This is a genomic window from Amycolatopsis azurea DSM 43854 (assembly GCF_001995215.1).
GTDB classification, from domain to species: Bacteria; Actinomycetota; Actinomycetes; order Mycobacteriales; family Pseudonocardiaceae; genus Amycolatopsis; species Amycolatopsis azurea.
In genome coordinates this window covers 622753-649411 of the sequence record NZ_MUXN01000002.1, presented here as the reverse complement: position 1 = coordinate 649411, position 26659 = coordinate 622753, and the positions used below count along the sequence as shown (strand labels likewise).

General features: G+C 69.8%; 17 protein-coding genes. 4 read left to right on the top strand and 13 right to left on the bottom strand.

The window, feature by feature from the left end; genetic code table 11:
• Nucleotides 1-164: 164 nt before the first annotated feature.
• Genes B0293_RS05050 through B0293_RS05040 form a run of 3 tightly spaced genes read right to left on the bottom strand, consistent with a single transcriptional unit; the run spans nt 165 to nt 5009 of the window.
• Nucleotides 165-914 carry a fumarylacetoacetate hydrolase family protein gene (locus tag B0293_RS05050; protein ID WP_005162868.1) on the bottom strand — a complete coding sequence of 250 codons (750 nt, stop codon included), beginning with the start codon at nt 912-914 and terminating at the stop codon, nt 165-167.
• On the bottom strand, nt 905-3832 hold the full coding sequence (locus B0293_RS05045) for an FAD-binding and (Fe-S)-binding domain-containing protein (RefSeq protein WP_005162866.1): 2928 nt from the start codon (nt 3830-3832) through the stop codon (nt 905-907). Before B0293_RS05045 ends, B0293_RS05050 begins: the two co-directional genes overlap by 10 nt.
• A 10-nt stretch (nt 3833-3842) precedes the next feature.
• Nucleotides 3843-5009 (bottom strand): pyridoxal-phosphate-dependent aminotransferase family protein, encoded by a 1167-nt coding sequence (locus tag B0293_RS05040; RefSeq protein WP_005162865.1) that lies wholly within the window; start codon nt 5007-5009, stop codon nt 3843-3845.
• Between the two features lie 174 nt (nt 5010-5183).
• Between B0293_RS05040 and B0293_RS05035 the strand changes: the two genes are divergently transcribed.
• Nucleotides 5184-6521 (top strand): SLC13 family permease, encoded by a 1338-nt coding sequence (locus B0293_RS05035; RefSeq protein WP_005162863.1) that lies wholly within the window; start codon nt 5184-5186, stop codon nt 6519-6521.
• A gap of 78 nt (nt 6522-6599) precedes the next feature.
• Here B0293_RS05035 and B0293_RS05030 read toward each other — a convergent pair whose 3' ends face one another.
• Nucleotides 6600-7346 carry a GntR family transcriptional regulator gene (locus B0293_RS05030; protein WP_005162861.1) on the bottom strand — a complete coding sequence of 249 codons (747 nt, stop codon included), beginning with the start codon at nt 7344-7346 and terminating at the stop codon, nt 6600-6602.
• A gap of 113 nt (nt 7347-7459) precedes the next feature.
• Between B0293_RS05030 and B0293_RS05025 the strand changes: the two genes are divergently transcribed.
• The 3 genes from B0293_RS05025 to B0293_RS05015 are packed head-to-tail and all read left to right on the top strand — an operon-like array spanning nt 7460 to nt 9409.
• Nucleotides 7460-7813, top strand: coding sequence for a RidA family protein (locus B0293_RS05025; protein ID WP_005162859.1), 354 nt, complete (start codon nt 7460-7462; stop codon nt 7811-7813).
• A complete protein-coding gene (locus B0293_RS05020) occupies nt 7806-8450 on the top strand; it encodes a helix-turn-helix transcriptional regulator (protein ID WP_005162858.1) in 645 nt (214 codons plus the stop codon). The genes B0293_RS05025 and B0293_RS05020 overlap by 8 nt, the downstream gene beginning before the upstream one ends.
• The gene (locus B0293_RS05015) at nt 8447-9409 is read left to right on the top strand and encodes a pyridoxal-phosphate dependent enzyme (RefSeq protein ID WP_005162855.1); all 963 of its coding nucleotides are present in this window, start codon (nt 8447-8449) and stop codon (nt 9407-9409) included. The genes B0293_RS05020 and B0293_RS05015 overlap by 4 nt, the downstream gene beginning before the upstream one ends.
• Nucleotides 9410-9510: 101 nt before the next feature.
• Here B0293_RS05015 and B0293_RS05010 read toward each other — a convergent pair whose 3' ends face one another.
• The 9 genes from B0293_RS05010 to B0293_RS04970 all read right to left on the bottom strand — a co-directional run bounded on the left by B0293_RS05010 (nt 9511) and on the right by B0293_RS04970 (nt 26630).
• A complete protein-coding gene (locus B0293_RS05010) occupies nt 9511-10488 on the bottom strand; it encodes an alpha/beta hydrolase (protein ID WP_005162853.1) in 978 nt (325 codons plus the stop codon).
• Between the two features lie 14 nt (nt 10489-10502).
• A complete protein-coding gene (locus B0293_RS05005) occupies nt 10503-12086 on the bottom strand; it encodes an acyl-CoA carboxylase subunit beta (protein WP_005162846.1) in 1584 nt (527 codons plus the stop codon).
• Nucleotides 12083-18466 carry a type I polyketide synthase gene (locus tag B0293_RS05000; RefSeq protein ID WP_005162843.1) on the bottom strand — a complete coding sequence of 2128 codons (6384 nt, stop codon included), beginning with the start codon at nt 18464-18466 and terminating at the stop codon, nt 12083-12085. Before B0293_RS05000 ends, B0293_RS05005 begins: the two co-directional genes overlap by 4 nt.
• A complete protein-coding gene (locus B0293_RS04995; protein WP_005162841.1) occupies nt 18463-20223 on the bottom strand; it encodes a fatty acyl-AMP ligase in 1761 nt (586 codons plus the stop codon). Before B0293_RS04995 ends, B0293_RS05000 begins: the two co-directional genes overlap by 4 nt.
• Nucleotides 20224-20393: 170 nt before the next feature.
• Nucleotides 20394-21800 (bottom strand): MFS transporter, encoded by a 1407-nt coding sequence (locus tag B0293_RS04990; protein ID WP_005162839.1) that lies wholly within the window; start codon nt 21798-21800, stop codon nt 20394-20396.
• 355 nt (nt 21801-22155) lie between these two features.
• The gene (locus tag B0293_RS04985; protein ID WP_005162837.1) at nt 22156-23073 is read right to left on the bottom strand and encodes a helix-turn-helix transcriptional regulator; all 918 of its coding nucleotides are present in this window, start codon (nt 23071-23073) and stop codon (nt 22156-22158) included.
• Between the two features lie 218 nt (nt 23074-23291).
• The gene (locus B0293_RS04980; RefSeq protein ID WP_005162834.1) at nt 23292-25061 is read right to left on the bottom strand and encodes an alpha/beta hydrolase; all 1770 of its coding nucleotides are present in this window, start codon (nt 25059-25061) and stop codon (nt 23292-23294) included.
• A 160-nt stretch (nt 25062-25221) separates the two neighbouring features.
• Nucleotides 25222-26022 (bottom strand): siderophore-interacting protein, encoded by an 801-nt coding sequence (locus B0293_RS04975; protein ID WP_005162833.1) that lies wholly within the window; start codon nt 26020-26022, stop codon nt 25222-25224.
• Between the two features lie 113 nt (nt 26023-26135).
• The gene (locus B0293_RS04970) at nt 26136-26630 is read right to left on the bottom strand and encodes a flavodoxin family protein (protein ID WP_005162831.1); all 495 of its coding nucleotides are present in this window, start codon (nt 26628-26630) and stop codon (nt 26136-26138) included.
• Nucleotides 26631-26659 lie beyond the last annotated feature (29 nt).

Genomic DNA, 26659 nt, shown 5'->3' with positions numbered 1-26659 from the left:
ACGTCCCTCTTTCCACACACCCTTTCGTGACCGGACCGGTTTACGCGGGACTGTGTGGATTTCTGGTCATCTAACGCTCCAAAATCCACACAGTCGGCACCAAAGGTCCGGCGCCGCACAGAGCCACTCACCCGGCCACATTGCCTTCGTCTCAACAACCGTCCTTACCGCTCACGAGACCGGACCGGGTTGGTCAGCTCGCCGACGCCTTCGATCGCCACCGTCACCTCGTCCCCCGGCTTCATCGGCCCGACCCCGGCCGGGCTGCCGGTGAGGACGACGTCGCCCGGGCGCAGGGTGAACCAGCGGGTCACCCAGGCGAGGATCGCGGGCACGCCGAAGATCATCTCCCCGGTGGTGGACCGCTGGACGGTCCGGTCGTTGATCCGGGTGGTCACCGCGAGGTCTCCGTTCTCGATGTCGGTGGTGATCCAAGGGCCGAGCGGCAGGAACGTGTCAGCGCTCTTCGCCCGCGCCCATTGACCGTCGGCCCGCCAGTCGTGCGCGGTGACGTCGTTGGCGCAGGTGTAGCCGAGAACGTGCTCGAAAGCGCTATCGGCGGTCAGGTTCCGCGCGGTCTTGCCGATGACGACGGCCAGTTCTCCCTCGTACTCCAGACGTTCGACCTCGGGCGGATGCAGGATCGGCTGCCCGGGGCCGGTGACGGCGTTGGGAGCCTTGAGGAACAGCGCGGGCCGCTCGGGCCAGGGGCGGCCCTTCTCCTTCAGCTGACAGGCATAGTTGCTGCCCACGCACACGATCGTGCGCGGATCGCACGGCGCGAGCAGCCGGACGCCGGACAGCGGGCCGACGAGTTCGCCGGGACCGGTGACCGCGTCATACGAGCGCACGAGGTCGCCGTCCAGGCAGCCTGTTCGGGCGGTTCCCTCGACGTCGAAGCGGATCAGGCGCATGTCGAACCACCGAGTGCTTCGCGGACGAGTTCGAGCGGATGCCACGCCGTCCGCCCAGCCCCGTGGAAGATCTGCTGGCGGCACGAGACCCCGGTGGCGGCCACCAGTGTCTCGGCCGGTTCTTGTTCCAGCGCGGGGAAAAGCCGGTCGCGGCCAACTGCCATCGAGGTTTCGTAGTGCTCGGCCTCGAAACCGAACGAGCCCGCCATCCCGCAGCAGCCGGAGTCGATCTCGGCGACCTCCAGACCCGGGATGCGGCGCAGGAGCGCCATGGTGGCGGCGGTGCCGACCTCCGCCTTCTGGTGACAGTGACCGTGGAAGACCACTCGCCGCCCGCTGAGCCACGATCGCTCCGGCAGCTTCAGCCTGCCGTCGTCGATCGCCTCGACGAGCAGTTCCTCGACCTGGCGGACGCGCTCCTTGATCTGCTGCGCTTCGGGCACTTCCGGCAACAGTGCCAGCGTTTCGTCCCGCAAGGTGAACACGCACGACGGCTCGCAGCCGACGATTGGCGAACCCGGCTCGGTGTCACGGGCCAGGGACGTGACCAGTCCGGTGGCCTTTTTCTTGGCGTCGTCGAGCAGGCCTTTGGACAGGCTCGACCGCCCGCAGCAGCCGCCGGAAGCGAGTTCCACCGCCCAGCCCGCGCTTTCGAGCAGTTCGATGGCCGCCTTGCCGATCTGCGGTTCGGTGAAGGTGGTGAAGGAATCCGCCAGCCAGTTCACTGTGCCCGCCGTACCCGGCACGGTCGCCCTGCGGCGGTCCCAGCGCACGAGGTTGTCCCGCACGAACTTCGGCAGCGGCCGCTCCGCCTTGATGCCGACGGCCCGTTCCATGAGCTTGCGGAGCGGCCCGATCCGGCCGGGCAAGTTGGACAGCGGCGCGGTGGCCGAACCGAGCCGGTTGAGAAACCGGATCGAGCCGAAGATCCGCGACCGCAGCGGCGTGCCGTGCTCCTCGTGGTGCTGGTGCAGGGTTTCGGCCTTGAGCGAAGCCATGTCGACGCTCATCGGGCATTCGCTCTTGCAGGCCTTGCACATCAGGCACAGATCGAGGATCTCGTTGAGCCGTTCGCCGCCGAGCGCGGCCTTCGGATCCGGTTCGGAGAGCGCCTTGACCAGGGCGTTGGCACGGCCGCGCGTGGAATGCTCCTCCTGCAAGGTGACCTGGTACGACGGGCACATCACGCCGCCGGTGGTCTTGCGGCACAACCCGATGTTCATGCAGCGGTCGGCGGCGTCGCGCATCCCGCCCCCGCCGATGACCTCGAACGACAGCATCGTCCGCAGCGGCGGCGCGGGCGGCAGGGCGTCGCGGTCACGCAGGTTCTCGGTCATCGACGGCGCGTCGACGATCTTGCCGGGATTCATCGTGCCCGCCGGGTCGAACAGCTTCTTGACCTGGCGCATGGCTTCGTAGAGTTCGTCGCCGAAGATCTCGCGGTTGAACTCGGAGCGGGCCAAGCCGTCCCCGTGCTCGGACGAGTTCACGCCGCCGAACTCGGCCACGAGGTCCTTGATCTTCTCCGCGACCACGCGCATCGTGTCGACCTGCGCGGGATCGGTCAGGTCGACGAATGGCCGGATGTGCAGGCAGCCGACCGAACAATGACCGTAGAACCCGGCTTCGAGGCGGTGCTCGTCGAGGATCTCCTTGAACCGCGCCGTGTACTGCGCGAGATGCTCGGGAGCGACGGCGGTGTCCTCGATGAACGCCAGCGGCCGCTTGGTGCCCTCACCCGCCGCCATCAGCAGCCCGAGACTGGACTTGCGCACCTTCAGCAGCGCGGCCTGTTCGGCGGCGGTGACGAGCTTGAGCGTGTGATAACCGTGCCCGTTGCGCTCCCACAACGCGGCGACCTCGTCGAGTTTGGCCGCCAGTCCGGCTTCGTCGTCCCCGGAGAAGGACACGAACAGTAGCGCCGCCGGGTCTCCGACGAGATGATTGCCGAGGTCGGCGTACTCGATCTTCCGCCGCGACAGGTCGAGGATGGTCTTGTCCATCATCTCGACCTGATGCGGCTCGCAGCTGAGCGCGTCGAGCGTGGCCGAGATCGCGCCGTGCGTCGTCTCGAAATGCCCGACCGCGTAGACGGTCTTCTTCGGTTTGGGCACCAGGTCGACTTCGATCCGGGTGGCCAGTACGAGGGTTCCTTCGGCACCGACGACGAATTTGGCCAGATCGAAGGGATTCTCATCGCCGTACCCGGCGAGCCGGTCGAGCCGGTAGCCGCAGGCGCGGCGCCAGAACACCGGCATCCCCTTGGCGATGGCGTCCTCGATCGCGGTGACGAGCGCCGGGAGTTCGCGGTAGATACGGCCTTCGAGGGTGTCCGCCTCGGCCCGGCGCACCCGTTCGGTTTCGCTCACCGGCTCGAACCGCGCGGTGGACCCGTCGGCGAGGACGACGTCCAGCGCGCGGATGTGGTCGATGGTCATCCCGAAGGTCAGCGACCCGGAGCCCGCCGAGTTGTTGCCCGCCATACCGCCGATGGTGGCGCGGTTGCTGGTGGAGGTGTCGGGCCCGAACATCAGCCCGTGCGCGGCCGCCGCCTTGTTCAACTGGTCCTGGACGACGCCGGGTTCGACGACGGCGGTGCGCGCGACGGGGTCGAGGTCGATGATCCGGTTCATGTGCCGGGACAGGTCGAGCACCAAGCCCGGGCCGACGGTCTGCCCGGCCAGGCTGGTGCCAGCCCCTCGCGGGACGACGGGCACGCTGAACTCCGCCGCGGTGGCGACGGCGGCGGCGACGTCCTCGTGATCGAGGGGGAAGACGACACCGCGCGGCATGATCGAGTACATGCTCGCGTCGCGGGAGAACAGATGCCGCGTGTAGTCGTCGAAGGCGACTTCGCCCTTGATCCGCGCGTGCAGTGCGTCTTCGAGCGGGCTGGTGCGGGTCAGTTCGGCGGTCATCGGCGGGCCCTCAGTCGTTCTGCAGGTGTTCGAGGGCGTCCTGCAGGCCGCGTGGATCGGCGGGAGCGCCGGCGAGTGTCAGTCCCATTTGGACTCCGGCCAGGGTTCCGGCGAGTGTGAGATCGTTGAACGCGCCGAGATGCCCGATGCGGAAGATCTTCCCGGCGAGTTTGCCCAGTCCGGCCCCCAAGGACATGTCGAACCGGTCGAGGATGATCGCGCGGACCTTGTCGGCGTCGACACCTTCCGGCATCAGGACCGCGGTCAGCGCGCCGGAATGCTCGCGTTCGTCCTGGCAGAGGACTTCCAGACCCCAGCCTCGCACGGCGGCTCGCGTCGCGGCCGCGTGCCGGGCGTGGCGCGCGAAGACGTTCTCGAGACCCTCGTCGTAGAGCAGGCGCAAGGCCTCCCGCAGCCCGTACATCAGGTTGGTGCTGGGGGTGTACGGGAAGAATCCGCGTTCGTTGGCGGCGAGCATCGGGCCCCAGTCCCAGAAGACCTTCGGCAAGGCCGCTGTCTTCGCGGCGTCGAGGGCTTTGTCGCTGATCGCGTTGAAACTCATGCCCGGCGGGAGCATGAGGCCTTTCTGCGAGCCCGCGACGGTGACGTCGACACCCCAGTCGTCGTGCCGGTAGTCGATCGAACCGAGCGACGAGATGGTGTCGACCAGCAGCAGCGCGGGATGGTCCGCCGAGTCGATCGCGGCGCGGATCTCCGGCACCCGGCTGGTGACGCCGGTCGAGGTCTCGTTGTGGACCACGCAGACGGCCTTGATCCGGTGCGCGGTGTCCGCGGCGAGCTTCTCTGCGACCATCCCGGGGTCGGCGCCGCGCCGCCAGTCCCCCGGCACGAAGTCGACATGCAAGCCGAGGCCGCGCGCCATCTCCTGCCACAACGTGGCGAAGTGACCGGTCTCGAAGGACAGCACGGTGTCGCCGGGGCTCAGGGTGTTGGTCAGCGCCGCCTCCCACGCCCCGGTCCCGGTCGCGGGGTAGATGACCACCGGGTTCGTGGTGCCGAAGACGGGCTTGATGTCCCGCAGCAGCCCGCTCGCCAGCTCCTGGAACTCGGGTCCTCGGTGGTCGATGGTGGCCGCCGACATCGCCCGGAGCACCACGTCCGGGACGTTCGTCGGGCCCGGGATCTGCAGGAAGTGACGTCCGGCCGCGTATGTCATGTGCGCCTCCACGCTCGGCTTCGAGATGTTCCACAGAGCGAAACCTTGGTCCCGCTGCTTGAAAGGTATACCGTGTACCGAACTCCGTCGAGAGGGTGCCGGAACAAACTTCGACCCGATTCCCTGACCGTGCCGATTCCCTGAATGTGTCAGCGCCGACCGCAGAGGATTCCCATGTCCATACAACTCGTCACAGTCGTGGCGCTCGCCCTGGTGTTCCTGATCGCGACCGTGCTTCCCGTCCACATGGGAGCGCTGGCGTTCGTCGCCGCTTTCGTGATCGGCACGGCGTTCGTCGGGGAGAGCACCGACGACATCGTCTCGGGCTTCCCCGGCGATCTCTTCGTCATCCTGGTGGGGGTGACGCTGCTGTTCGCGATAGCCAAAGGCAACGGCACCGTCGACCGGCTCGTGCACCTGGTGGTGCGCGCCGTCGGCGGGCGGATCGCCCTGATCCCCTGGGTGATGTTCGTGGTCACCGCGGCGCTGACCGCGGTCGGCGCGGTGGTGCCGGCGGCGGTGGCGATCATCGCCCCGATCGGCATGGGGTTCGCCCGCCGCTACTCGATCAACCCGATGCTGATGGGCCTGCTGATCATCAACGGCGCCAGCGCGGGCGGCTTCTCCCCCATCAGCATCTTCGGCAGCATCGTCAACGGCGTCGTGGCGCGGGACAACCTGCCGAGCAATCCCGGACTGCTGTTCGTGTCCTCTTTCGCCTTCAACCTGGTGCTGAGCGTCGTGGTGTTCTTCCTCTTCGGCGGCCGCGAACTGATCCGCCGGTCCTCGACCGCCAAGACCCGGGTGGTCGTCGCGGCGGCTCAGCCCGCACTGGTGGACAGTGCGGGCACGACGATCACCGACGATTCCCCGCCTCCCACTGGCGGAACCGACGAGCCCGACGAACGCCTGCCGCTCACTCGCGACCACGTGTTCACCCTGATCGGCTTGGCCGCGCTCGCGGTGGGCGCGCTGGTGTTCAAACTCGACGTCGGGTTCACCGCGCTGACCGTGGCGACGGTGCTGTCGTTGGTCTCGCCAGGGTCGGCGAAAGCCGCCGTCGGTGAGGTCGCGTGGCCGACGGTGCTGTTGATCTGCGGGATCGTCACCTTCGTCTCGCTGATGGAACGGGTCGGCACGATCGACTGGCTCGGCAACCTGGTGACACAGATCGGCTCGCCCCTGCTGGCCGCGATCCTGATCTGCGCGATCGGCGCGGTGGTTTCGGCGTTCGCGTCGACGACCGGGATCCTCGGCGCGCTCATCCCCCTGGCCGTGCCGTTCCTGCTGGCGGGCGAGGTCGGCGCGGTCAGCATGATCATCGCGCTGGCGATCTCGTCCTCGGTCGTGGACTCGTCGCCGTTCTCCACCAGCGGCGCACTGGTCGTGGCGAACGCGCCCGAGGGCCAGAACGACAAGGTGTTCCGAGGACTGACGATCTGGGGCTTCAGCATGTGCCTGATCGCGCCCGTCACGACCTGGCTGCTGTTCGTCCTGCCCGGCTGGGGCTGAGCTGAAGGGGACTTTCCCCTCATCTCACGCAGCGAAGGGAGCTTTCCCCGCATCGCATGCGGGGAAAGTCCCCTTCAGCTAACGGCCCCGGCGTTCGGCCAGCCAGCGCTCGGAGTCGGGAGTGCCGCCGTCGAGCTGATCCACCACTTCGTCGAGGAAGCTGCTATGCCCGTGATCGGCCAGTGCCTTCAGCACCGCCTCGGGATCGCCGCCCTCGATGATCGTGAGCAGGTCGCGGTGCCTCTCGACGTTCTGCATCAACGATTCGCCGTCGCGGCGGGCACTGCGGTTGAGCGCCATGCACAACTGCATCTGCAAGGAAAGCGCCCGGTAGGCCTCGGTGACGCGCTCGTGCCCAGCCAGCGCGACGATCGATTGGTGGAAGTCGTACTTCCGCTGCGTGAAGACCCCTTCGTCGCCGTCGAGGCCCGCCTGTTCGAAGGCGGCCAAGGCGTTCCGGCAGTCCTGCAGCCGCTCCGGCGAGCGGACCGGGATCCCGATCCGGACGGCGAAGGCTTCGAGCTCTTCGCGCAAAGTGATGATTTCGTAGACGTCGTGGCGAGTCAGGGGACGGACGATGACACCGCGCCGCGGATGGGGCACGACGAGACCCTCGAAAGCCAGCACCTGCAACGCTTCGCGCAGCGGCGGACGGGAAACCCCGAGCCGCTCGGTGAGCTTGGCCTCGACCAAACGCGTTCCGGGCGGTAGCTCGCCGGAAAGTATCATCGCCCGCAGCGCCTGGGTGGCCAGGTCGGCCATGCTCGGCGGCGCGACGATCCGGCCGTCCTCGTCCTGCACGGCACTCGTCGAACCCATGGTCATTCCGACCCCCTTCCGGTCTGTATACGGTATATCAATCGCTTTCGTCTCGCGTGAGCGGTACGTCACTTCTTATTCGTTTGGACTTTCCGTCCAGCACTTATACAGTCAGTCTCGTGACCAACGAGCATCCGTATCCCCCGGCCTTCCGCAGCGGCGACCTGGTTTCCGTGTCCGGACGGCTCGGCGTGACCGAGACCGGGGAACTGGTCCCCGGCGGCTTCGACGCCGAATGCCCGCGCGCGTTCGCCAACCTCGATGCCGCGCTGCTGTCGGTGGGCGCGAGCCGGGCCGACGTCGTGAAGGTCGTCGTCTACCTGACCGACATCGCCGACCGTGACGGCCTCAACCGCGTCTACGAGGAGTTCTTCGCCGAGCCTCGGCCCGCTCGCACCTGCGTCGGCGTCGCGTCGCTGCCCTACGGCGGCGTCGTCGAAGTCGAGGCTCTCGCCCGGGTACGCGATGTCTGAGCAGGACGCGATCCTCGACGCGCTCGCCCCGGTCGCCGACGGTATCGCGGCGACGCTCGGCTCGTTCTGCGAGGTCGTCGTGCACGACTTCCGGCGCCCCGAGCAATCGGTGGTCGCGATCGCCGGCTCGGTCACCGACCGCAGCGTCGGCGGGTCGATGAGCGAGATCGGCATGGGCCTGCTCGCCCGCGGTGACGATGCCGAAGACCAGCTGAACTACGTCACCAGGACGGCGTCCGGGAAACTGGTGAAGTCTTCGACCATGCTGCTGCGCGACAGCGGCGGCTCGGTGTTCGGCGCCCTGTGCGTGAACCTCGACGTCACCGCCCTGGGCCAGCTCAAGACCCTCGTCGGGGAACTCGCCGACGTCGGCACCGCCGCCGAGACCCCGACGACCACCTTCGGCGACGACGTGGACGCCGTCGTGGACGCGATCGTCGACGAACACCAGCTCCGGCTGAACAAACCCTGGACCGCGCTCAGCCGCGAAGAACGACTCGACCTGTTCCGCAGCCTGCACGCGCGCGGTGTCTTCGCCGTACGCCGGGCCGTGCCCCAGGTCGCGGCCCGGATCGGCATCTCCCGGGCCTCCGCTTACAACTATCTCGCCGAAATCCGTGATCAAGGAGCATCATGACCGCCCCCGTGACCATCGACGACATCCGCGACGCCGCCGCCCGCCTGGCCGGTGTCGCGCACCGGACCCCGGTCGTGCGTTCCCGGACCCTCGACGACCTCGTCGGCGCCGAGGTCTTCATCAAATGCGAGAACCTCCAGCGCGTCGGGGCCTTCAAGTTCCGCGGCGCCTACAACGCCGCCTCCCGGCTCTCGCCCGAACAGCTGGCCAAGGGCATCGCCGCCTACTCCTCGGGCAACCACGCGCAGGCCGTCGCGCTCGCCGCGCGGGAACTCGGGAGCAGCGCGGTCATCCTGATCCCGGAAGACACTCCGCAGTCCAAAAAGGACGCCACCGCGGGTTACGGCGCCGAGATCGTCACCTACGACCGGTACACCGGCGACCGCGTCGCGATCGGCGAGGCGCTGGCGGCCGACCGCGGTCTCGCGCTCATCCCGCCGTACGAGCACCCGCACGTGATCGCCGGGCAGGGCACGGCGGCGCTGGAACTGCTGGAGGACACCGACTCCCTGGACACTTTGGTCGTCCCGGTCGGTGGTGGTGGCCTGATCGCGGGCAGCTCGACCGCCGCGAAGGCCTTGCAGCCCGGTATCCGGGTGGTCGGTGTCGAACCCGCCGAGGGTGACGACACCAAGCGTTCGCTGGAAGCCGGCGAACGGGTGTCGATCCCGGTTCCGCGGACCATCGCCGACGGCCAGGCCGCTTCGATCCCCGGCGAGCTGACGTTCTCGATCAACCAGCGACTCGTCGACGACATCGCGCTGGTCACCGACGACCAGGTCCGGGACGCGATGCGGTTCGCGTTCGAGCGGCTGAAGCTCGTCATGGAGCCCAGCGGGGCGACCGGTCTCGCGGCGCTGCTCAGCGGTCAGGTTCCCGTTTCGGGGCGGGTCGGGGTGATCGTCAGCGGCGGGAACGTCAGCCCGGAACGCTTCGCCGACCTACTCGCGACCCCCTGACCTGACGTATTTCGTCCTCTAAATGCGGTGTTCCGTGAAGGACTCCTTGAGGGACTCTGGGTCCCTCAAGGAGTCCTTCACGGACTTGCGACGAGAGAACGTCAGAGGCCGAGGCCGCCGGCCAGCACCGGCCACGAGTTCCGCAGGGCCCGCTGCCAGTACGGCCAGCTGTGCGTGCCGTCGCCGTAGTAGTCGACGGTCGCCGGAATCCCCTTGGCCTTCAACCGATCCGTGAACGTCACCGACGAAGCCAGCGCCTCGGGCTCGAAGAAGTCGGATTGACCCGGCGGATCGAGCGGGCCGGTCTTCCCGTTCCCGCAGGAGATGTAGAGCGCCGTGCCGCGCAGGTCGTCGACGTAGTCGAACGGGTTGTTCGCCGACCAGATCGGCCGCATGCCCCAGCTGTCGCCCCAGAGTTCGAGGTAGTTGAAGATCCCCGCGCGCGCCAGGATCCCCTGAATGAACAGCGGCGCTCCCTGGTTGAGTGTGTTCGGCACACCGCTGTAGGACGCCGCCGCGGCGAACATCCCCTTGTGCTTGTAGGAATACGCGAGCGCGCCGTACCCGCCGATCGACAGCCCGGCGACCGCCCGGCGCGTGCCCGCCCGGTACCCGCGTTCGACGATCTGCCGCACTTCCAGGGTGTGGAAGGTGTCCCAGTCCGGCGTGCTCTTGAGGCCGAAGTTCCACCACTTGGTGTACATCCCGGCCGGTCCGCCGGTCGGCATCACGACGAGGGCGTCCTTGTCCGCGGTGAACGCCTTGACGTCGGTGAACTGGTCCCACGAGCGGTAGTCGACCGGTTCGCAGCAGCCGTGCAGCAGGTACAGCGTGGGCCAGGTCCGCGTGGGTTGCGCGGCCCAGCCGGTCGGGACCAGCAGCCGGACCATGCCGGTGGTGCCGAGAGCGGGCGAGCTGATCTTGAGGTCGACCGTGCGCGCGTCCAGCCAGGTCTCCTCGACGACCTTCGCGCCGTTGTCGGCGGTGACCCGCGCGGGAGCGGCGATCGCGGGGATCGAGCCGCCCAGCAGGACGACCATGGACAACACCAGCAGACCCCACCGCCGCCTTCGGTTCATCACTTCTCCTCTGCTCACAAGGGGATGTTTCCGTGCTTCTTGGCCGGGAGGGTCTGCCGTTTGGTCCGCAGCGCCCGCAGGGCCCTCGCCACGTGCAGCCGGGTCTGCGACGGCGCGATGACCTGATCGACGTAGCCGCGTTCCGCTGCCAGATAAGGGTTCGAATGCCGTTCGCGGTACGCCTCGGTGAGCCGCCGTCGTTCGGCGGACCGCTGTTCCGGCGGCAGTTCGGCCAGTTCACGCCGGTGCAGCACCCGCACCGCGCCCTCGGCGCCCATCACCGCGATCTCCGCGGTGGGCCAGGCCATGTTCACGTCCGCGCCGAGATGCTTCGACCCCATCACCGCGTATCCGCCGCCGTAGGCCTTGCGGATCACCACGGTCACCATCGGCACGGTCGCCTCGGCGTAGGCGTAGATCAGTTTCGCCCCGCGCCGGATGATGCCTTGCCGTTCCTGTGCTTCCCCGGGCAGATAGCCGGGGACGTCGGCGAGGGTGAGGATCGGGATGCCGAACGCGTCGCAGAACCGGACGAACCGTGCCGCCTTCTCCGAGGCGTCGATGTCGATCACGCCCGCGTGCTGCCGCGGCTGGTTGGCCACGACGCCGACCGTGCGGCCCTGCACCCGGCCGAACGCGCAGATCATGTTCGGCGCGAAGGCGCCGTGCACCTCGGTGAACTCGCCGTCGTCGACGAGGCGCGCGATCACCTCGGTCATGTCGTAGACCTGGTTCAGCGAATCCGGCACCAGCCGGTCGAGTTCGAGGTCGGCGGCGGTGAGATCGGGAGCGGTGTCGTCGGCGTATTCCGGGACGACGTCGAGGTTGTTGGACGGCAGGTAGCCGAGCAGCGTCCGCACCCAGTCGATCGCGTCGTGCTCGTCGGTGGCCCGGTAGTGGGCGTTCCCGGAGATCTCGCTGTTCACCGCCGCGCCGCCGAGCTGCTGGGCGGTGACCCGCTCGCCGCTGACGGCGTGCACGACGTCCGGCCCGGTGACGAACATGTGCGCGGTCTCGTCGACCATCACCGTGAAGTCCGTGATCGCCGGCGAGTACACGGCCCCGCCGGCGCACGGGCCCATGATCAGCGAGATCTGCGGGATGACGCCGGACGCGAGCGCGTTGCGCCGCCCGAGTTCGGCGTAATACGCCAGCGAGACGACGCCCTCCTGGATCCGCGCGCCGCCGGAGTCGTTGATCCCGACGACCGGGCAGCCCAGCGTCATCGCCAGGTCCATCACCTTGAGGACCTTCTCGCCGAAGACCTCGCCCATGCTGCCGCCGAACACGGTGAAGTCCTGCGAGAACACGCAGATCTGCCTGCCGTCGACGGTCCCGTGCCCGGTCACCACGCCGTCGCCGTACGGCCGGTTGGCGTCCATCCCGAACTCGGCGCACCGATGCCGCGCGAACTGGTCGAGCTCGACGAACGAGCCCGGGTCCAGCAACTCGTCGACGCGTTCGCGCGCGGTCAGCTTGCCCTTGGCGTGCTGGCGGTCGACGGCGCGTTTCTCCGCGATCCGGACGGCTTCGTCCTGGCGGGCGGCGAGGTCGGCGATGCGGAACGCCGTCGTCGGGGCGAACGGGACGTCGGTCATGGCCGCGCCGCTCTCGGTGCGGCGAGCCGGGACGCGAGCGCCTCGGCGACCACTTCGACGTGCGGCGGGTCGATCATCGACAGGTGATCCCCCGGGACGCGCACGATCTCCAGGTCGGCGCAGTAGGCGTCCCAGCCGAGGGCGTCGTCGGTCCGCAGGTAGCGCGGGTCGAGGGTGGTGGTCAGCGGATGCGGTTCCTGTGCCCGCAGCAGCAACACCGGTCCGGCATAGGGTTCCGGGGCATAGCGTTCGGCGACCCGTGCGTCCACATAGGACTCGTACTGGTGCCGCAGCACTCCCTGGCCCATCCCGGGCACCCGCGCGGCGAGTTCGCTGATCACCAGGCGGATCTGCGCGTCGTCGTCGAGCCGGACGAGTTCCTCGCGCGGGATGTCCAGCGGGACGCCGTAGGTCTGCTCGACGTGCTCGGCGAACCGGTCGAACCGGTCCAGCAGGATCTCCTGGGCCGGGATCCCGGGCGCGGGCAACGGCAGGATGCTGTCGATCATGACCACGAGGTCGACCCGCTCCCCCGCCGCCGTCAGCCGCCGGGCCGTCTCGTAGGCGAGGCAGCCGCCGAACGACCAGCCGCCCAGCCGGTACGGCCCGTGGGGCTGGATTTCCCGGATCAGTTCGAGATAGCAGTCGGCCTTGCCCTCGACGGTGTCCTCGTCGTCGATCCGTTCGAGCCCGTAGACAGACCTGCCTTCCGGCAGCAGGCGGACGAGCCCCTCGTAGACGCTCGTCGGACCGCCCGCCGGATGGAACAGGAACACCGGATCCGTGCCGCCTTCGCGCAGCGGCCGGACCGGACAGCCTCCGCGGCCCTCGATCCGGTCACGCAGCAGGTCGGCCATCGCGGCGATGGTCGGCGTGGCGAAGAGCCGGTCGGGGACGGTTCCGAGCTGCGCGGCGAACGCGGCACGCAGCCGATCCGCCGCTTCGGCGTCACCGCCCGCGGCGAAGAAGTCATCGTGGACGCCGGGTTCGGCGCCGCCCAGTTCCGCCTGCCAGTGCCGGGCGACCCAGCGTTCAGCGGGGTCGCGGGGCCCGACCACCAGACGCGAAACGGCCTGCCGCGAACCTGCGTCGCCGAATCCTGCCTGGCCGGCGAGATGGTCGGCGATTTCGGCGAGGCTGGCGCCGCGCAGCAGCAGCGGGATCGGCAACGGCAGGCCGAAATCGCGCTCCACGACACCTTTGGCGCGCATGGCGGTGAGCGAGTCCAAGCCGAGCCGGGTGAGCGACGTGTGCCTGTCGATCCCGTCCGCGGCGAGGCCGAGCATCCCGGCGACGAGCCCGGCCAGGTAGTCGGCCAGCATCTCGCGGGCGGCTTCCGGCAGGACCGCCCGCAGCGCGTCCAGTCCGTCCCAAGTGGACGGTCCCGCGTTCTCTTTCGGTACCAGGAGCTCGAAGAAGGGGCGTGCGGCCAGACCCGGGAACAGGGCCAGCACGGTTCCCGCGTCGACGCGGGCGATCCCGGTCGCCCCGCGATCCCGCTTCAGCACCGCGTCCATCGCCGTCAGTGCCTCCTCCGTGCCGAGCGGTTCGAGCACCGGGTTGCGGTTGCCGACGGCCGCGCCTGCCTCGCCCCAGGCTCCCCAGCCGATGGTCGCCGCCGGAAGTCCGGCGGCCCGGCGCCACGCGACGAGCGCGTCCACCCAGGCGTTCGCGGTGGCGTACGCGGCCTGGCCCGGCGATCCGAACAAGGCTGCCGCCGACGAATACGTCAGCCACCAGTCGAGGTCGTGTCCGGCCGTCGCCTCGTGCAACCGCCACGCTCCGAGCGCTTTCGCTCGCCAGACGGCTTCGGCCGCGTCGACCTCGACGGAAGCGACGGCGCCGTCCGACAAGACCCCGGCCGCGTGCAGCACTCCACGCAACGGGACGCCGCCTTCCGTGGCGGCCGCGACCAGCGCCTCGGCCGTCCCGGGCTCGGCGATGTCACCCGCGACGACGCGGACATCGGCGCCCAGGTCCGCCAGCGTCGGTTCGAGCTCAGGACTCGCTCCACGGCGGCCGGAAAGGACCAGCCTGGTCGCGCCGCGTTTCGCCAGCCAGTCCGCCGCGAACAGCCCCAGGCCGCCCAGACCACCGGTGATCACGTAAGCGCCCTCGCGCACCACCGTTTCGCGGCACGGTTCGCCGAGTTCCGGACGGGCCAGGACCCGCGTGTAGCGGACGCCTTCACGCCACGCGATCTCGTCGTCCGGCGCGTCCGCGCGGATCTCGGCGACCAGCCTGGCGATCCACAAGCGGGCGGGATCCGGCTCGGCGTCGAAGTCGACCTGACTCGCCCGCAGCTCGGGGTGTTCGAAAGCGAGGACCCGGACCAACCCGCGCGGCCACGCCTGGCCGGGATCACCACGCTCACCGGGTTCGATGGCCGACGCACCGGCGCTGACCAGCCACAGACGCGGGGCAGTCGCCGCTTCGGCCAGCTCGGCGACGACGCCGGAGAGCGTGGCGACGGTCCGCGCGGACCCCATCGGATCCGAGGCCGGGACACAGGCGAGCACTCCCGCCGTGTCCCGGGAGCGCAGGATTTCCGCCAGCGCGGCACGGTCTCCGAGCGGCGCGATCGTCAGCTCGTCCCCGGACTCGGCGAGCCGGTCGCGCAACGCCGTCAGCCAGGGCGCGTTCTCGTGCAGGACGACCCAGTGACGTGTGCCCGGCTTCTCCGGCGGCAGGTCGGCCTGCCGCCAGACCGTTTCGAACAGCAGATCCGTCATCGGCACCGGCAGCGCCGAACGCTGGAACCGGCGGCAGTAGACCTCGCGGAACTCGACCAGCACGACGTCGTCGGCGTCGACCAGCTGGACACCGCCGACCAGGCCGTCACCGGCCGGATCGAGCGAGTCGAGCACGGCGTCGACCCGGACGCCGCGGCGCGGATCACCGGTGAGGACGACCTCGCCCAAGGTCAGCGGCAGGAAGACGCCGTCGGCTTCGCGCAACGCGTCCCCGGCGGCCGCGGCCAGCGCGTGCAGGCAGGCGTCGGCGATCACCGGGTGCAGGACGTATCCCGCGTCGTCGGCGGGAAGGGTGATCGACGCCGAGGCGCGGCCGGGCACCGCCACGACGTCGCTCAGCCCACGGAAAGCGGGACCGTAGCTCTGCCCCATCCCGGCCAGCACCTGGTAGAGGTCGACCGGCCGGGCGTCCTCGGTGACCGCGCCGAAGGGCACCACCGACGTCTCCCCGTCGCGGACGCGCGCGGTGGCGTGCCGGATCCAGCCGCCGTCCGCGGACCGCGCGTAGACGTCCACTTCGGACGGTCCGGAGCCGGTGCTCAGGCTGGTCGTCACCTCGGTGTGCGCGGCGAGCGGAAGCACCCGGTGCAGTTCGAGACCGCCGATACGCAGTTGCCCGCCGGGACGCAGGACCGCCTTGGCCGCCGCGAGCGCCAGTTCGAGGAACCCGGCGGCGGGGAACAGCGGGACTCCCATCGCCGCGTGGTCGGCCAGCCAGGGCAGTGCTTCCGTCCCGACGTCCGCGTGCCACAGGTGCCCGTCGCCGGTCGGTTGTTCGATGTGGAGGCCCAGCAACGGATGCGCGCCGTCGGGCGCGCGCCTGGCGGCCGGGCGCCGCGGCCAGAACCGGACGTGCCGCCAGCGCGGACCGGGCAGCTCGACCGGGACCGGGCGAGGACCTCGGGCATCGAGCACACCGGGCACGCCGAGGGTGTGGAGCCGGGCCAGCGTCGTCAGGAACGCCGTCCGTTCGTCGATCTTGCGGCTCGCCGACGGCAGCGCGAGCGCGCCAGTGCTCTGCTCGATCGCGGCCAGCGCCACCGGATGCGGGGAGATCTCGACGAACACGCCGTACCCGTCGGCGGTCGCCGCCGCGAGCGCCTGGCTGAACCGCACCGGACGGCGCAGGTTCGCCGCCCAGTAGTCGACGTCAAACGTCGGCGACCACAGCGGATCGTCGAGAACGCTGCTGTAGCAAGGGATCTCGGCCGGTCGCGGGGAAAGCCCAGCGAGTTCGGCGCGGAACCGGTCGAGGACGGCGTCGACGGCCTCCGAATGCCCGGCACCCCCGACCGGCAGCCGTCTCGCCAGTCTGCCGAGGCTTTCGACGTGCGAGACCAGGGCCTCGACCTGGTCGGCGTCGCCGCTGACGGTGCACTGGACCGGCGAGGCGTAGACCGCGACGGTGATGCCGGGGAACTCCGCTTCCAGGTCGGCCAGTTCGGCCGGGGACAGTTCGACCACGGCCATCGCGCCGACGCCGCTCGCGTCGACCTCGGCGAGCAGCCGGGCCCGGGTGGCCATCACGCGCAGGCCGTCGGCGACCTCCAGTGCTCCCGCGACGACGGCGGCCGCGACCTCGCCCATCGAATGCCCGAGCACCGCGTCCGGGACGACGCCGTGCGCGCGCCAGAGCCCGGCGAGGGCGAGCTGCATGCCGAACAGCGCGAGTTGCGTCGCGCCGAGGTCCGGCAGGTCGCCTTCGCTGGAGAGCACCTCACGCAGGGAGAACCCGGCTTCCTCGCGGAACACCGGATCGAGCGCCTCCACCTCGGCACGGAACGCGGGCTCGGTGCGCAGCAGGAGACGGCCCATGCCGGGCCACTGGGAGCCGTAGCCGGAGAAGACGAACACGACGTCGGGCGCGGGCCCGGCCTCGGTGGCGGGCATTTCTCGCAGCGCGGCGGCGACCTGGGTGTGTTCCCCGCCGACCACAGCACCACGGACAGGCAGGTGGTCACGGCCTCGCGCCAGCGTCGCGGCGACAGCGTCCAGCGGCACGGTGCGGTGGTCTTCGAGCCAGTCCGCCAGGTCGGCGGCCCGCGCCCGGAGTACCTCGGGCGACCGGGCCGACAGCGCGATCACCTGCGGGCCCTCGGTTTCCTTCCCCCGAGCGGGGAACGACGCGGCGGGCCACTCTTCGACGACGACGTGGGCGTTGGTGCCGCCGAAACCGAACGCGGAGATCCCGGCGCGCGCGACGCCCGAGTAGCGCGGCCAGTCCGCCCCGGTGCCGGCCACGCGGAGGCCGAGGCCTGCGAAATCGATGTGCGGGCTGGGTTCCCGGTAGTGCGGGGTCGGCGGCAGCCGCCGGTGGACCATCGCGAGGACGACCTTGATCAGCCCGGCGATCCCCGCCGCGCCCTCCAGATGGCCCAGGTTCCCCTTGACCGAGCCGATCAGGAGCGGGCGACCGGGTTCGCGTCCGGCTCCGAGCACCGCGCCGAGCGCGTCCGCCTCGATCGGATCTCCCAGCGCGGTGCCGGTCCCGTGCGCCTCCACATAGTCCACAGAGGACGGTTCGACCCCCGACGCCGCGTACGCGTCCCGCAATAGGGCGGCCTGCGCGCCGGGACTGGGCGCGACGAGGCCGTTGGACCGGCCGTCGGAGTTCACCGCGCTCCCGCGGATCACCGCGAGCACCCGGTCCCCCGCGCGCCGGGCGGCCTTCAGGGGTCTGAGTACGACCACGCCGCAGCCCTCACCTCGGGCGATACCGTCGGCGGCGGCGTCGAACGGTTTGCAGTGACCGTCCGGGGCCAGCACTCCGGCCCGGCGGAAAGTCTCGGTGACGGCGGGAGTGAGCATCAGGTTCACACCGGCGACGAGCGCCGTCGCGCATTCGCCGCGGCGCAGGCTCTGCACCGCCTGATGCACCGCCACCAGCGAAGACGAACAGGCCGTGTCGAGGGTGATACTCGGCCCGCGCAGGTCGAACAGGTACGAAAGCCGGTTCGCGGCGATACTCGTCGCGGCCCCGGTGGCGGACCAGACGTCGACAGCGGCCGGATCGGTCATGGTCAGGTGGCCGTACTCGGCCGCCGAGAGCCCGACGAACACCCCGGTGCGGCTTCCTCGCAGCGTCGACGGCGGGATGCCGGCGTGTTCCAGCGCCGCCCAGGCGACTTCGAGCAGCATCCGCTGCTGGGGATCCATCGTTTCGGCCTCGCCCGGCCCGATGCCGAAGAAGTCGGCGTCGAACCCGGCGATGTCGTCGAGGAATCCGCCGCGGCCGAAGTCCGCCTCCCAGCGCCCGTCGGGCATGTCGCGGATGCCGTCACCGCCGACGTCCAGGAGGCGCCAGTACTGCTCCGGCGACTCGGTTCCGCCGGGCAGGCGGCAGCCGAGACCGACGATCGCGATCGGTTCTTCCTCCCGGCGTTCGACGTCCGCGACGACGTCGTGCTCCACTGTGGACAGATGATCGGCGAGCGCGGTGATCGTCGGGTACTCCCACACCAGGGTCGGCGCGAGCGGGCGGCCGAGGTACCGGCCGAGGTCCGCGGCCAGCTCCATCGATTCCCGCGACGAAAGTCCGCTCTCGTGCAGCGGCCGGTCCGGGTCGGCGGGCAACCCGGTCCGGTCCGTCACCCACGCGACGAGCCAGGCGCGGATCCCCGCGGTCATCCGAGCCGCCGCGCGGTCAGCGAACCATCCACATAGGACTTTCGGCACAGGGCCCGGCTGATCTTGCCGCTGGAGGTGCGCGGAACCTCTCCCGGGGCGAGGAAGACGACGTCGTGCGGGCGCAGGCCGTGCGCTGTCGAGACCGCCCTGCGGATCTCCGCGGTCGCCAGGACGATGTCGGTCTCCACTCCCTTCGCCTGTTCCACCACCACGACCGCCGCTTCGCCGTCTTCACGCTCGACCGCGAAGGCCGCGGCGGAATGCGGCCGAACGGCGGAGTGGGTCTCCACGGTCTGTTCGATGTCCTGCGGGTAGTGGTTGCGGCCGTCGACGATGACGAGATCCTTCAGCCTGCCGGTCATGAACAGCTCGCCGTCGTGGCGTACGCCGAGGTCCCCGGTCGCCAGCCAGCCCGCGCCGGAGTCCGGATCGATCGGCGGCAGGCCGAAGACGGCGACGGACGCGCCGGGCAGTCCCCAGTAGCCCACGCCGACGTTCGGGCCGTTGACCTGGATCTCGCCGACCCGGCCCGGTTCGACCAGTGCGCCGGTGACCGGGTCGGCGATGCGAACCCGTTGCCCTGCCGGAAAACCGCAGGACACGAGCGTGGTGGGCGCGGCGCCGGGCGCGGCCGGGATCGCGATCCCGGCGGCGAGCCGGTCGCGGTCGAAGGTGACCTGCCGCGGTGCCTTGCCCGCCTCTGTGACGGAAACGAGCACCGTGGCCTCGGCCAGCCCGTAGGAAGAACGATGGACCTCGGGGCGCAGCCCGCAGTCCTCGAAGGCGTCGTGGAATTTCGCGATGGTCGCGGGCAGGACCGGCTCGCTTCCGTTGATCAGCGAGACGACCCGGCTCAGTTCGAGATAGCTCTTCTCGGCCTCGGTCACGCGGGAAGCGCTGTAGGCGTAGGCGAAATTGGGTGCCGCGCTGATCGCGCCGGGGCTGGCCGAGAGGGCGCGCAGCCAGCGGGACGGCCGTTCGAGGAACGCGAGCGGATCCATCAGGACCGAGGCCGCACCGGCGGCCATCGGCGCGCCGATGCCGAGGATCAGGCCCATGTCGTGGAACAGCGGCAGCCAGCTGACGGTGGACGTCGTCCCGGTTTCGATCGCGTAGGCGTCGCAGGCCTGGCGGGCGTTGGTGAGCGCGTTGCGGTGGGTCAGCATCACGCCTGCCGGGGTCCGCGTGGAACCGGACGTGTACTGGAGATACGCCAGCGCGTCAGGTTCCGGTCGCGGCCAGGAACGTTCACCGGCCGCGACCGAAGCAGGGGTGTCGACGGCGAGCACGGCGGGCCGCTCGATCGCCGTCGAGGTGAGGAAACCGGCGACGGCGTCGGTTCCGTCGGCGGTCGTGAGCACGATCCGCGGCGCGCAGTCCTCCAGCACGGCCGCCAGCCTGCCCGCGTGCCCCGGCAGGTCCGGGGCGAACAACGGGACAGCGACCAGTCCGGCCCGGATCGCGCCGAGGAACGCGACGACGTAGTCGGTGGACTGCCGTGCCAGGATCGCCGCCCGCTCCCCCGGGGCGGCGAAGGTGACCAGCCGGGTGGCGAGGGCGTCGACCCGGTCGTCGAGTTCGCGCCAGGACAGGGTGACCGCCCGGCCGTCCGCGCCGGCGCGGTGGTCGAGGTAGGTCACGGCGACCTCGTCACCGAGCCGCCGCGCCCAGTACTCCAGCAGGGTCGCGAAGGACTCTCCGGCGGGTGTTTCGTCCTGCCCGTGGGCGGCGACGACCGTTTCCGAAATGGTTTCCATGGCCCCTCGTTTGACGACGTGAGCAGGAGCGGGTGAATGCGGAACGGCGCCGTTGCCGAAAGCGGATTCCATTCCGGAGACCGTTCTTTCCTCTGCCCGGAACTGTATGGATCACGGTCGAAGAGTGTCAATGAAAGGACCGTGAAACGCTCACGGCGGTGCGACCGTGCTCACCGTGAAGTGAGAAAGGGGGCACCCCACTTGTCACCTCGGGACGAACTTTGCCTCGCCCGGGGGTTCAGCAGCCGGAGCGCGAGGAGCGCGCCGAGGAGTTCCAGCCCCGCCGCGGTCAGCAGACCCGCCGTGTAGCCGTCCGCCAGCGCGGACGCGTCGCCTTCGCCGAGCCGCGCCGTGCGCACCACCGTCAGCACGGCCCCGATCAGCGCGACACCCAGCGCGCTCGACAGTTCCCTGGACGCGGTGAGCAGTCCGGAGGCGGTGCCCGCGTGCCGTTCCGCCACGATTTCCAGCGCGTACGAGGTCAGCGGCGTGGTCAGGGCCGATCCCGCGCCGATCAGCAGCAGCCCGGGAATCCTCGGAAGGACTTCCGGAACGTGGTTGACGGCGGCGACCGCGAGCAGTCCCGCGGCCACCGTCGCCAACCCGGCCGCGACCGTCCGATGTGGACCGAATCGCGGCACCGCCCACGGCACCAGCGGGGTCGCGGCGACGACCGCGACCGCCACCACGACCAGCGGCGATCCGGCGAGAACCGGTCCGAGCCCGAGGGATTCCTGGTGCAGCAACGGGGTGAAGAAGAAGACTCCCGAGACCCCCAGTCCCCACAGCAACTGCACGGTGAGCGCGCCGGTGAAGACCCGCTGACCGGTCAGTTCGACGGGCACCAGCCGGTCCCGCGTGCGTCTTTCCCTGGACACGAACCAGATCGCGAAGCCCGTTCCCGCGAGCGCGAGCACCGCGGGCAGCAGCGCGGCGCCGTCGCCCAGTTCCACGACGGCGGCGGTGAGCAGAACCATCCCGGTGGTCGCGACCAGCATCGAGAGCACGGCGGGCCGCCCCGCCGCCGGATCGCGTCTCGCGACGGCGACCTTGCCCAGCAGCGCCAGCATCGCCGCGACGAACGGGAGATTGACGAAGAAGATCCAGCCCCAGCCCAGATATTCGCTCAGCACGCCGCCGAGGGTCGGGCCGAGCGCCAGCGCGACCGCGAGGCAGGCGGTCCACACCGTCGCGCCGACCGCGCGTCTTCGTTCGTCGAGGTTGGTGCGGAGCAGGCTGAGCAGGGCCGGGACCAGGAACGCGGCGGCGGCACCTTGCAGTACGCGCGCGGAGATGACCAGCCAGGCCGCTGTGGCCAGTCCTCCGATCGCCGCTCCGGCGCCGAACGCGAGCAGCCCGGCCCGCAGGGTCGCGGCCTGCCCCCAGCGATCCACCAGCGTGCCCGCGACCGGCAGGAGCCCGGCGAACGGCAGCATGTACCCGATGCTCACCCATTGCAGCGTGGGCAGATCGAGCGCGAGATCACGGGCGATGGACGGCGCGCCCGCCGCGACGATCGTGTTGTCGAGAGTGGTGACGAAAGCCCCGAGCGCGATCATGACCAACGTCGGTCGCATTTCACTCCTCGAGAGCGGCAATGACGGTTCCCACCGTCTTTACCACTCACGAAACCTTCGCCCTGACCGATGTGACAATTCCCGTCGCGTCACTTCACACGCGCGCCAGGATTCGCTTCGGTGACGTAGTCGAGAGCGGTGCTTCGGGCTAGAGCCAACCGCGCCTTAGGTACCTACAGTCGAGCGGTTTCGTGTGATCCGACGGACGACACCCGTGATCAGATGGACGACACGTGTGTCCAGGCGGACGACTCGCGGCGGACCGGCCGCGTGCGCGTGTCGTCCGTCCAGTCACGTGTGTCGTCCATCTGATCACACGTGCCGTCCGCCTGGTCACGCGACAGTGAGGCGCCGGTCAGAGCCAGCCTTGACGTGACGCCTGCGCGCCCAGCTGGAACCGGGTCTGCGCGCCCAGCAGTTGCTGCAACCGGCTGATCCGCCGGAGCACCGTGCGTTCGCTGACGCCGAGTTCGCGCGCGATCGCCTCGTCGGTCAGGCCTCCGCTCAACAGCGCGAGCAGACGGCGGGTGGCGACGGTCGGTTCCTGCGCCGCTTCGGCGTCGTCCGGGCCGCCCGCGCGCACCGGCACCGCCATCCGCCAGAAGGATTCGAACAGCTCGATCAACGCGCTCAGCAGCATCGACGGATGGATCAGCAGGGCGAGCACGTCGCCGGCGTCGGAGTTCGGGACGGCGATCAACGCGCGTCCGCTGTCGGCGATCACCAGCTTCAACGGCAGCCGCGGGAACACCCTGGCCTGTTCCCCGAGCGCGATACTCGACTGCACCTGGGCGAATCCGTCGTCGTCCTGGAGCACGGACGAGTCGTAGACGACGCGGTAGGCGATGCCGCGCGCCATCGATCCCGGCTGCACCGTGCTCACTTCGGCCTTCGGGCTCATGTACGACCCGGGGTCCAGCGCGACGATGTCCACCCCCGACTGCGTCTGCATCGCCTCGAACGTGGCGATCACCTCGTCGCGGCTGCGCAGCACCTCGACGAAGTCCGCGTCGCGGCCGGTCCGCAGGGAGTAGGCGGCGCCGAGCACTTCGGCCGCTTCCCGCGCGCGGACGGCCGCGGCTTCGTGCTGCGCGGCGAACGCCGACAGCGCCGCGCGCGGCGGGCACACCTCGACGCCGGACGCGCCGGAGCGGACCAGGCCGAACCGCTCCAGTTCGGCCAGCTCGGCACCGGGCGCTGTCGGGCTCCCGTTCAGCAAGGCCCGGTACAGCTGCTCGGCCTCCATCGACAGGCCTCGCGACTCGGCGAGCATGACGCTTCTCCTCCCCCACCCCAGGACTCGACGACCTGACATCGATGTCAGGCGTCGTGGTACCGCTCTTTCCGCTCACTGGTCTTGAGGGGGAAAGGGGCGAGATCGTGCGCCTGAACCGATAACGAAAGGATCACAGATCCCGGCGGAGGCACGCCGAAGAGGCTCCCGCGAACCGGATCGGCTCGCGGGAGCCCCTGTTTCAGCGCTGTCGGGGACTACGCGTTGGCGGGCATACCCTTCTCGTCGGCTTCCGGCGTGGCGGTGCCTTCGAGCAGCTCGCGGACGATCTCGTTCGCCTTGCGCACCTCGGGCGTGATCATCTTGATCTTGATCTTCCCGTCGTGCCCGAGGTTGCCACCCACCTCGACCGTCTTGTCCTCACCGGGCAGGGGCAGACCCTGGCAGCCGGTGAACTTCTTCTTCGGCGTGAGACCGGTCTGGAAGTAGGCGACGATCGGGTCGTCGACGCAGTCGGTGTTGTACGGGAAGATCCCGTGGCTGCCTTCGTTGTCGACACTGATCATCTTGGCGCCCGGCAGTCCGTTCGCGGTGGCCAGCGCGCCCTCGTACGGCGTGGCCGCGTCGAGCTCGGTCTGCGCGATCAGCAGCTTCGGGAACGTCTTCTGATCCGGCGCCGGCTTGGCGTTGGTGGTCGGCCAGAACGCGCACAACGGCGCACCCGACTGGGCCATGATCGGCGCGATGAACGGCGCGTTCACGGTCAGATCGGCCTGCCAGTAAGTCCAGTAGTGCAGGTTCTGGTTCCACTGGCCGTCCTGGCAGCGGATCGCTTCGAACGCCGCGTCCCAGGTCTCGACCTCGGCGCCGCCCTGGTAGGAAGCCTTGCGCTCGACCGAGTCCTTCTTCGCGATGGCTTCGAGCGCGTTGCCCTTGGCCTTGGCCAGGAACGCCTTGTTGGCGTCGGTCAGGCCGGGAGTGGCCAGCGCCTTGGCGACGACCTGGTCGAGCTTTTCGGCGTCGGTCCCGGTGGGCGCCGGTCCCTTCGCGAGCGCGGCCACCATGGAGGCCGCCGACGGGTACTGGGTCGTGTCGTACATCGCCGGGATGATGAACCAGGCGGCGTAGAGCATGCCCGCGAACTCGCGGGTGCCGCCCGCCTTCTCCCAGTTGCGGCGGATCTCGAGCGGGTCGGTGCCCGCCTTGTACTTGGCGTCGTTACGCGCGACGTAGGGCAGCAGCGCCTCCTGGAACTGGCGGTCACGGCTGCGCGGCTGCAGGTCCCAGGTCTTCTCCAGCGTCGAGCGGCTCGCGTCGGTCGACGAGTCGAGCAGGAACCGGTGCGCCTTGCCCGGGAACGTGGTGGCGTACCAGGTGCCGAGCCACGTGCCGTACGAGTAGCCGATGTAGCTGGTCTTCTTCTCGCCGAGCAGGACCCGGATGAAGTCCATGTCGTACGTGGTCTGCTCGGTGGTGATGAACTTCGTCAGCGGGTTCTTCAGGCAGCCCTCGACCTTCGCCCGGCTGATCACGTTCTGATCCGTGCTGTCCGGGACGGTGTAGCTGCAGGTCAGCGGGGTGCTCTGGCCGACACCGCGGGGGTCGAAGCCGACGAAGTCGTACTGCGAGGCCAGCACGGGGCTGCGCATCGCCATCGCGGCGCCCCACGGCAGGCCTTCACCGCCGGGTCCACCCGGGTTGACCAGCGCGATGCCCTGCCGGCCGGTGCCGGGGTAGGCGGTCGCGGTCTTGGAGACGCGGACGCCGATGGTGTTGCCGTCCTGCGGGTTGTGCCAGTCACGCGGCACCTGGATCGTGGCGCAGGCCAGACCCTTGACCTTCTTCAGCGCGGCTTCCGTCGCCGGGGCGACCGAAGGGAACGAGCATTCGCCCCAGGCCACGGCCTGCTTGGTGAGCGCGCCGGCGAGCGCGGCGGTGTCCGGGTCGGCCTTGACCGCGGGAGCCGCACCCGCGGCGGGAGCCAGCACCAGGCCCGAGGCCAGGAACGCACCGGCGACCACGGCCACCGTGCCTCTCCGCGTCTTTCTCGTACTACTGATCACCATGTTCCCTTTCGACAGGAGCCCCCCGACGTCCGTACGAGAAGTAAAGACGGGTGATCGGCTTTCCCACACGGCCCGGAGCTGGCGGATACCCGACATGGCAGGATCTCGACACCGCGAGGGATCAGCCGGGGCTGGACCAGCCGTGCCGCCAATATCCGGCGAAGGAGATGTCCGCCTTCGCCGCACCCCGTTCGGAAACCAGATGCCTGCGCAACGAGGTCGCCAGCCGGGACTCCCCCGCGACCCAGGTGTAGAACCGCCCCGGCGGAAGCGCGGCCCGGCGGACCGTCTCGAGGACGAGAGTTCCCGGACGCCGTTCCGGATCGTCGCGGCTCAGCCAATGGACGCGAACGCCTTCGGTGGTGTCGTACCGCCGGATGTCGGCGACGGTCGGCACTTCCAGGAAGACTTCCGCGACAAGGGATTCCGGTGCGTCGTCGAGAATCGCCAACGCCGCGGGGAGTGCGCTTTCGTCGGCGACGATGAGCTGCCCGCCGACGTCGTCCGGCGGCCGGTAGGTCGTGCCCATGTCGAAGATGCCGGCGGCATCCCCTGGCCTGGCTCCCCGTGCCCAGTCGCTCATGGGCGAGTTCTCGTGGAGCGCGAACTCGATGTCGATCTCGTCATCCGCGGGGCGCGCCCGGCGGATGGTGAGTGTACGCACCCAAGGACGGACCGATTTGGGCATCATCATCACCTCGGGCATCCACGCCTCGTTCGAGAAGGTGGGCATCCGCAGCCGGGACTGCCCCTCGCGAGGGAAGAACAGCCGCACCGTCTGGTCCGTTCCGGCGACGATGAGATCTTTCAGCGCCGGACCGCCGAGGGTGACCGACGCGAAGTTCGGACTCAGGAGGACACGCTCTCGCACTTCGAGCGTGATCATCTTGCGTGACGCCGGGAGCCGGAGGCGCGGGATCACTGCACTGCCTTGATGTTTTCGCAGGTCATAGCACTATTATGAGCATTTCCTCAGTTCTTGGGTACTCGCTTTCACTGACGCTCGGGAGGCGCCCGGACCTGGGCGAGCGCGACTCAGGAGCCCGGGCTGCTCACGTTTTCGCCGCACGCCGGTCCACCACCGAGCCCCTCGGCGAACCGTCGCGCGGCCTCGAAATCCGCCGTCCCGGGGCGGTCCTTCCGGATCCCGCCGACGAGCTTGAACGGCGCCCAGGTGTCGAAACCCCGGCACGCGAACGTGCCCACGACGTCGAACCCCTTCCGCCCGAGCAGTCCCGCGAGACGGCGGACGTAGCGCCGGAACGGCGGCTCGGGCAGGCCGCTCGTGGTGAACACGAACGCCTTCCGCCGCTGCTTCTCCGGCAGGTCCCGGACGAACCGGCGCAGGCGCGGATGGAAATCCATGGTGAAGATCCCCGAACCGAAGCCCACCAGGTCACAGGCGTCGAGTTCGGCCGGGTCGACCTCCTCGGGACTCACGACCCGCGCTTCGAGCACCTTCGCCATGGTTTCGGCGATCCGCGCCGTGTTGCCGTGGGACACCGAAACGCACACGATGACGACCTTCATGCCGATCCTCCCTTTCGCCGGTCCTTTCC

What these genes read in the sequence shown, in the direction of transcription:
- B0293_RS05050 (WP_005162868.1), bottom strand. Translation starts at nt 914, where the DNA reads ATGCGCCTGATCCGCTTCGACGTCGAGGGAACCGCCCGAACAGGCTGC.
- B0293_RS05040 (WP_005162865.1), bottom strand. Translation starts at nt 5,009, where the DNA reads ATGACATACGCGGCCGGACGTCACTTCCTGCAGATCCCGGGCCCGACG.
- B0293_RS05000 (WP_005162843.1), bottom strand. Translation starts at nt 18,466, where the DNA reads ATGACCGCGGGGATCCGCGCCTGGCTCGTCGCGTGGGTGACGGACCGG.
- B0293_RS04990 (WP_005162839.1), bottom strand. Translation starts at nt 21,800, where the DNA reads ATGCGACCGACGTTGGTCATGATCGCGCTCGGGGCTTTCGTCACCACT.
- B0293_RS05005 (WP_005162846.1), bottom strand. Translation starts at nt 12,086, where the DNA reads ATGACCGACGTCCCGTTCGCCCCGACGACGGCGTTCCGCATCGCCGAC.
- B0293_RS05015 (WP_005162855.1), top strand. Translation starts at nt 8,447, where the DNA reads ATGACCGCCCCCGTGACCATCGACGACATCCGCGACGCCGCCGCCCGC.
- B0293_RS05045 (WP_005162866.1), bottom strand. Translation starts at nt 3,832, where the DNA reads ATGACCGCCGAACTGACCCGCACCAGCCCGCTCGAAGACGCACTGCAC.
- B0293_RS05010 (WP_005162853.1), bottom strand. Translation starts at nt 10,488, where the DNA reads ATGAACCGAAGGCGGCGGTGGGGTCTGCTGGTGTTGTCCATGGTCGTC.
- B0293_RS04970 (WP_005162831.1), bottom strand. Translation starts at nt 26,630, where the DNA reads ATGAAGGTCGTCATCGTGTGCGTTTCGGTGTCCCACGGCAACACGGCG.
- B0293_RS04995 (WP_005162841.1), bottom strand. Translation starts at nt 20,223, where the DNA reads ATGGAAACCATTTCGGAAACGGTCGTCGCCGCCCACGGGCAGGACGAA.
- B0293_RS04985 (WP_005162837.1), bottom strand. Translation starts at nt 23,073, where the DNA reads ATGCTCGCCGAGTCGCGAGGCCTGTCGATGGAGGCCGAGCAGCTGTAC.
- B0293_RS05020 (WP_005162858.1), top strand. Translation starts at nt 7,806, where the DNA reads ATGTCTGAGCAGGACGCGATCCTCGACGCGCTCGCCCCGGTCGCCGAC.
- B0293_RS05035 (WP_005162863.1), top strand. Translation starts at nt 5,184, where the DNA reads ATGTCCATACAACTCGTCACAGTCGTGGCGCTCGCCCTGGTGTTCCTG.
- B0293_RS05030 (WP_005162861.1), bottom strand. Translation starts at nt 7,346, where the DNA reads ATGACCATGGGTTCGACGAGTGCCGTGCAGGACGAGGACGGCCGGATC.